This is a genomic window from Rhodoferax sp. XS2R6 (genome assembly GCF_056521365.1).
On record NZ_JBWMAY010000003.1, the window covers coordinates 254,415 to 261,053 of the forward strand.

6 protein-coding genes are annotated in these 6,639 nt (G+C 60.2%); all 6 read left to right on the top strand.

What is annotated here, in order from left to right; genetic code table 11:
- The first annotated feature begins 67 nt into the window (after positions 1 to 67).
- Complete coding sequence (gene mnmA / locus AC097A_RS12765) at positions 68 to 1,186, top strand: tRNA 2-thiouridine(34) synthase MnmA (protein WP_479621125.1); 1,119 nt, start codon at positions 68 to 70, stop codon at positions 1,184 to 1,186.
- A gap of 142 nt (positions 1,187 to 1,328) precedes the next feature.
- Positions 1,329 to 1,652 carry a hypothetical protein gene (locus tag AC097A_RS12770; protein ID WP_105259412.1) on the top strand — a complete coding sequence of 108 codons (324 nt, stop codon included), beginning with the start codon at positions 1,329 to 1,331 and terminating at the stop codon, positions 1,650 to 1,652.
- Between the two features lie 4 nt (positions 1,653 to 1,656).
- The gene (locus AC097A_RS12775; protein ID WP_105259413.1) at positions 1,657 to 3,840 is read left to right on the top strand and encodes a type I secretion system permease/ATPase; all 2,184 of its coding nucleotides are present in this window, start codon (positions 1,657 to 1,659) and stop codon (positions 3,838 to 3,840) included.
- Positions 3,840 to 5,258 (top strand): HlyD family type I secretion periplasmic adaptor subunit, encoded by a 1,419-nt coding sequence (locus AC097A_RS12780; RefSeq protein WP_479621126.1) that lies wholly within the window; start codon positions 3,840 to 3,842, stop codon positions 5,256 to 5,258. The genes AC097A_RS12775 and AC097A_RS12780 overlap by 1 nt, the downstream gene beginning before the upstream one ends.
- Positions 5,255 to 5,890, top strand: a complete 636-nt coding sequence (locus tag AC097A_RS12785; RefSeq protein WP_479621127.1) for a response regulator transcription factor — start codon at positions 5,255 to 5,257, stop codon at positions 5,888 to 5,890. The genes AC097A_RS12780 and AC097A_RS12785 overlap by 4 nt, the downstream gene beginning before the upstream one ends.
- A 93-nt stretch (positions 5,891 to 5,983) precedes the next feature.
- On the top strand, positions 5,984 to 6,639 hold a 656-nt coding region (locus tag AC097A_RS12790; RefSeq protein WP_479621128.1), incomplete at its 3' end, for a retention module-containing protein.

The window sequence follows — 6,639 nt, forward strand, 5'->3', positions numbered from 1 at the left end:
TCGACGGGGGCCAAGGGCATTTTTGATGCACAAACCTCAGTCAAGGACGCCCCGGTAAAATGGAGACATGAGCAAGCAACGCATCGTGGTCGGGTTGAGCGGAGGGGTGGATTCCGCCGTCACCGCCCACCTACTAAAACAACAAGGCCACGAGGTGGTCGGCATCTTCATGAAAAACTGGGAAGATGACGACGACAGCGAGTACTGCTCCTCCAACATCGACTTTGTGGACGCTGCGGCCGTGGCCGATGTGTTGGGCATCGAGATCGAACACGTCAACTTTGCCGCCGACTACCGCGACCGCGTGTTTGCCGAATTCCTGCGCGAGTACCAGGCCGGGCGCACGCCCAACCCCGACATCCTGTGCAACGCCGAGATCAAATTCAAGGCTTTTCTGGACCACGCCATGCGCCTGGGCGCCGAGAAGATTGCGACCGGCCACTACGCCCGCGTGCGCCTGAACGACGCCACCGGCCGGCACGAACTGCTCAAAGGCCTGGACCCGGCCAAGGACCAGAGCTACTTTCTGCACCGCCTGAACCAGGCCCAGTTGTCCAAGACCCTGTTCCCCGTGGGCGAGCTGCACAAGACCGAGGTACGTCGCATTGCCGACGAAATTGGCCTGCCCAACGCCAAGAAGAAAGACTCCACCGGCATCTGCTTCATCGGCGAGCGCCCATTCCGCGAGTTCCTGAATCGCTACATCTCCAAGGAGCCCGGCCCCATCAAGAACGCCAAAGGCCATACCATTGGTGAACATGTGGGCCTGTCCTTCTACACCCTGGGCCAGCGCCAAGGCCTGGGCATTGGCGGGCTCAAGGCCAAAGGCGCACAACGCGGTGGCGGGGACCACGCCCCCTGGTTTGTGGCGCGCAAGGACATGGAGACCAACACCTTGTGGGTGGTGCAGGGGCACGACCACCCCTGGCTGCAGTCCGCCGCCCTGGACGCCCAAGATGCGAGCTGGGTGGCTGGACACCCGCCCACTGACGGCCCGCTGGCTTCCAAAACCCGCTACCGGCAAACCGATGCACCCTGCAGATTAAGCGCTGCGCCAGATGCACGGTTTCACCTCGACTTTCCCGACGCCCAGTGGGCCGTGACCCCGGGTCAATCGGCCGTGCTCTACGACGGCGAAGTCTGCTTGGGCGGCGGGGTGATCGCCGCGGCCACACAGAGGCCCTGAGCCTCGCCACACGCGGAACCATGCCAAGAAAATGCGCTGTTTCATGACATTTTTGGCATATCGCCCACCGAAGCCGGTGCTAACATCGTTTGTGATGCGAATTGCATACAGTTCGCCAGGGACCACTTGAAAGCCCATCGCCATGTTCCACGTATTACGCAACAGCGACGGATCGATCGCCTCACTGGCCCGCAACGAACGGCCGGGCGGCGAGATGCTGGCAGATGAGCACCCCGATATTCAGCGCTTCCTGGACAGCAAGGGCGGCGCCTCCGGCTTCAACGCAGCAGATGCGGAATTTGTGCGAGTGCTGGAAGACCTGATTGATACGCTCATCATGAAAAACGTCATTCGCCACACGGACCTGCCCGATGCGGCCCAGCGCAAGCTGATGCTGCGCAAGGGGCTGCGCAACCGCATGCAAGGCGCGCTGAACCTGCTGGGTGGTGACGAGCGGATTCTCTAAACCCATGGTGACCCAGCCTAGCCCGACACCACCGCCTGCCAAACCCGCCGCCTGGCGGTTGGGTGAACACGGCATCCACTTTGACCCGCTGCTGGACAGCGTGGTGGCAATTGCCCGACTCTTTGGCATTGCGACCACCCAAGAGGCCTTGTCGGCAGGCCTGCCCCTAGAGGGCAATCTGGTCACCCCCGCACTGCTGCCACGTGCGGCAGCGCGTGCCGGCCTGACCGCACGCTTGGCTCGCCGCGAACTCTCCGACCTGCGCCCCGGTTTGCTGCCGGCCATCTTGTTACTCAAGGACAAGCAAGCCTGCTTGCTGCTGGAGTGGACAGAGGACGGCCAGGCACGCGTGCGTTTTCCGGAAAGCGGCGAGTCCAGTGACGTGCTGCCCAAGGCGGAGCTGGAAGCCTTGTTTGGCGGCGTGGTGTTTTTTGTGCGTCCGGTGTTCAAGTTCGACCCCCGCAGCCCACAAACCGGCGAGGTCAAGTCGGGGCATTGGTTTTGGGGTGTGGTGTTCCAAAACTGGCGCCTGTACCGCGACAGCCTGCTGGCGGCTTTGCTGATCAATGTCTTCGCGCTGGCCATGCCCATGTTCTCCATGACGGTGTACGACCGCGTGGTGCCCAACCGGGCCGAGGAGACCTTGTGGGTTCTTTCTACCGGCGTCTTGTTGATGATGGGTTTTGACATGGCCTTGCGCATCCTGCGCGCCCATATTCTGGACACCGCGGGCAAACGCATCGACGTCACACTGTCATCGCGCATCATGGAGCGGGTCCTAGGCTTGCGCATGGCGGACCGCCCTGCATCGGTGGGGTCGTTTGCCGCCAACCTTCGGGCCTTTGAGGCCGTGCGAGATTTTGTGGCTTCTGCGTCGATCACCACCTTGGTGGACCTCCCCTTTGTGCTGGTCTTCCTTGTGGTGATTGCCTGGATCTCGCCCTGGCTGCTGATTCCACCGCTGGTCTGCATCGCGCTGCTGTTGCTGGCCTCCCTGGTGGTGCAGCAAAAAATGCAGGAACTGGTGGAAGTGACGCAAAGAGCGTCTGCCCAGCGCAATGCGTCACTGGTGGAAAGCTTGGTGGGCATCGAAACCATCAAATTCATGGTGGCGGAGAGCGCTTTTCAACGCAAATGGGAGCAGTCCACCGTGTTCCTGGCGCAGCACGGCGCGAAACTCAAACTGCTCTCCAGCGGTACGCTCAATTTTGCACAAATGTTGCAGCAGCTGGTGTCGGTCACCACCGTCATTGTCGGCGTGTACCTGCTGATGTCCAACCAGATCAGCATGGGCGCCATCATCGCCGCATCCATGCTGGCCGGGCGGGCCATGGCACCGTTTGGCCAGGTGGCAGGGCTGCTCATGCAGTACCACAGCGCCAAGAGTGGCTTGGCCTCGGTAGATGCGCATATGCAGACCCAGCCGGAACGGGCCGACGATGCTGCCTTTTTGCACCGCAGCGGCTTCCAGGGCACCATCGAATTCAAAAACGTCAGCTTCACCTACCCAGGCCAGCAACAGGCGGTACTGAGCCGCGTGTCGTTCAAGATCCATGCTGGCGAAAAGGTCGCGTTCATCGGGCGCGTGGGCTCGGGCAAATCCACCATCCAACGCCTCATTCTGGGCCTGCACCAGCCAACCGAAGGTGCCATCCTGATTGACGGCATCGATTCGCGCCAGATTGACCCGGCCGAGCTGCGCCGGGCCGCAGGGTTTGTGTCGCAAGACGTGAGCCTGTTCTATGGCACGCTGAAAGAGAACATTGCACTGGGTGCTCCATTTGCCGACGACCAGGACGTGATCGCAGCGGCAGAGATTGCAGGTGTCACCGAATTTGCCAACCGCCACCCCCGCGGCTTTGACATGCCGATTGGCGAGCGTGGCGAATCGCTCTCTGGCGGACAACGCCAGGCCGTGGGCATTGCCCGCGCGGTGCTCAATGACTCCCCCATTTTGTTGCTGGACGAACCGAGCAGCGCCATGGACCACCAGAGCGAAGACCAACTCAAGGCGCGCTTGCGCCGCTTCAGCATAGGCAAGACCGTGGTGCTGGTCACCCACCGCACATCGTTGCTGGAGTTGATTGACCGGTTGATCGTGATCGACAACGGCCAGATCATGGCCGATGGCCCCAAGGCACAAGTGGTCGAGGCCTTGCAAAGCGGCCGCATCGGGAGGGCCACCTGATGACGGATGCGACCCCTACCACCCAGCCACGCTGGAAACGCCTGTGGGAGCGCTTCTACACCTGGAGTTCTGCCTGGATAGACCGGGGTCTGCTGGCCATTGTGGGCAAACACAGCGAGCAGGATGGGGATTTCGATGCGAACGCCGACTGGGCAATTGCAGAACAAACGCCCCAAGGCGCGCGCATCGTGATCTGGCTCAGCGTGGCATCCATGGTCATCCTGTTGTTGTGGTCGGCTTTTGCCGTACTCGATGAAGTCACGCGGGGCGAAGGCAAGGTTATCCCCTCACGCCAGATTCAGATTTTGCAAAGCATGGATGGCGGCATCGTGTCCGAAATCCTGGCGCGCGAGGGACAGACTGTGAAGGCAGGCGATTTGTTGCTGAAAGTAGACCCTACGCGCATGGTGTCGTCCTTGCGCGAAAACCAGTCGCAGTACCTGGCCTTGCTGGCCAAGGGCGCGCGCTTGCGGGCCTTGGCAGAAGGTTCACGTTTTGTACCCCCAGAGGAAGTTACACAACAAGCACCAGAGATTGTGGAGGCAGAACGTGCGCTGTACGAATCGCGCCGTGCCGAGTTGGACGCCACCATTGGTGTGGCACGCCAGCAATCCACCCAGCGCTCCCAAGAGTTGATTTCGGTACGCGCCCGCCGTGAGCAAGCTGCGCAGAGCTACACACTGACCGCCCGGGAACTGGAAATGACCCGGCCATTGGTCCGTACCGGCGCAGTCTCGGATGTGGAGCTGCTGCGCCTGGAGCGCGATGTGGCCCGCTACCGCGGAGAACGGGATAGCGCGAGCTCAGACATCCCGCGCCTGGAATCTGCCGTGGCCGAGGCCAACCGCAAGATCCAAGAAGTGGAGCTGACCTTCCGCAATGTGGCGCGCTCTGAATTAAGTGAAGTCAATGCCAAGCTCAGTACGCTGTCCGAGGGCAGCACCGCCTTGGAAGACCGGGTCAAACAAACCGAGATCCGCTCCCCCGTGAACGGCACAGTCAAACAACTCAAAGTCAACACTGTGGGCGGCGTGGTGCAACCAGGCAAAGATGTGATTGAACTGGTGCCTTCGGACGACGCCTTGCTGCTAGAAGCCAAGGTTTTGCCACGCGACATCGCATTCCTTCGTCCCGGACAGAAAGCCCTGGTGAAGTTCACTGCCTACGACTTTGCGGTGTACGGAGGCTTGGAGGCCACACTGGAACAAATCGGGGCCGACAGTGTGGTGGATGAAAAAGGCAATGCCTACTTTGTGGTGCGTGTTCGCACGCTGTCCAATACCATTGGCCAGCAAAAGCTGCCCATCATCCCCGGCATGGTGGCCGAGGTGGACATTTTGACTGGCAAGAAAACCGTGTTGTCTTACTTGCTAAAACCCATTTTGCGAGCCAAGGCGAAGGCATTGACCGAAAGATGAGCGGAGCTACCAAAGGGCTGTACCTCAGCCGGGATACAGGGCTGTTGTCGCACTGGAAAAAAGCGCTGAAAGATAACAAGGGCACGGCGTATGAAACACTGGAGGCGATTGCGCCCGGAGCTATCAGTGTCCCCAGCCTATTGTGGGTCGATCTGGCGATACCAGCATTGCCAGCGTGGAGTGAGCCGGACTGGGTACCTCTGCTGCGACATCCCTCCCTACGGGTGATAGCGACCAGCTCCAACCCCAAAGATGCGGAAGCCGTAGCCGCGCTGGACGCAGGCTGCGCAGGTTATTGCCATGCCTACGCGGAAGCAAACACCCTTCGCCAAGTGGAGCAAGTGGTACGGGCTGGCCATGTCTGGATTGGTGCAACCCTTATGCAAAAGCTGATTCAAACAGCCAATCGTGCAGCAACACCGACGCCCGCCGCAGAAACCTGGAGCCTGCATTTGACAGCACGGGAAAAACAAGTGGCCCTGCTGGCAGCGAAAGGCGCGTCCAACCAGGACATCGCTACCCATTGCGAGATCTCGGAAAGAACCGTCAAAGCCCACTTGAGCGCAGTTTTCGACAAATTGGACATCGCGGACCGCTTGCAATTGGCACTCAAAGTGCACGGAATCCAGTAAAAGTTCACACAACCTGTACTTGAGGACAATAGGCAGTCACCCAACAGTACCCTAGAGTTAGCTGATCTCAATTAGCTGAATTCTGGAGTTCGTATGGCTGCCAACCAAGTTACCGCCCAAGCACGTGGCGTTGTCGTGATCCTGCAAGGCAAGGCTTGGATCGTCAATGCAGATGGCAGTCGGCGAACCTTGAAGCTTGGAGATGAAGTTCAGGAAGGCCAAGTCGTTGCCACCGAAGACGGCACACGCCTCGAATTGGCAATGCCCCATGGGCAGCCACTGAGCATTGCATCCGGACGCGAGCTCTTGCTGGATGCAAACTTGCTGGGCACAGCCCCCACCGACCCCACAGAAGCAGCGCTCAAAGATCTTAATAGCGGCGCACAAGCGGTGGCACGCGCACTGGCAAGCGGCAGCGGAGATCTGTCAGCAGAACTGGAAGCCACCGCCGCAGGACTTGGCGGAGGAGAAGGCGGCGACTCACATAGTTTTGTGCGCTTGGTGCGGGTTAGCGAAGGACTCAATCCGCTGAGCATCCAACGTGATGCAAATGCACTGGCAGAAGACTTGCCGGAAGATCCACGAGCAGGAAATACCGAGAACGCACCAGCGTCGGGCGTCGTAGCAAGCGCCACCGCCTCCGTTGTCATCAGCGACGCCACCACCGTGGCCGAGGCCAATGGCAATTTCTTGCAGTACAGCGTCAGCCTCTCCAACCCTGTGGCGGCCAACACCACCGTCACCCTGAG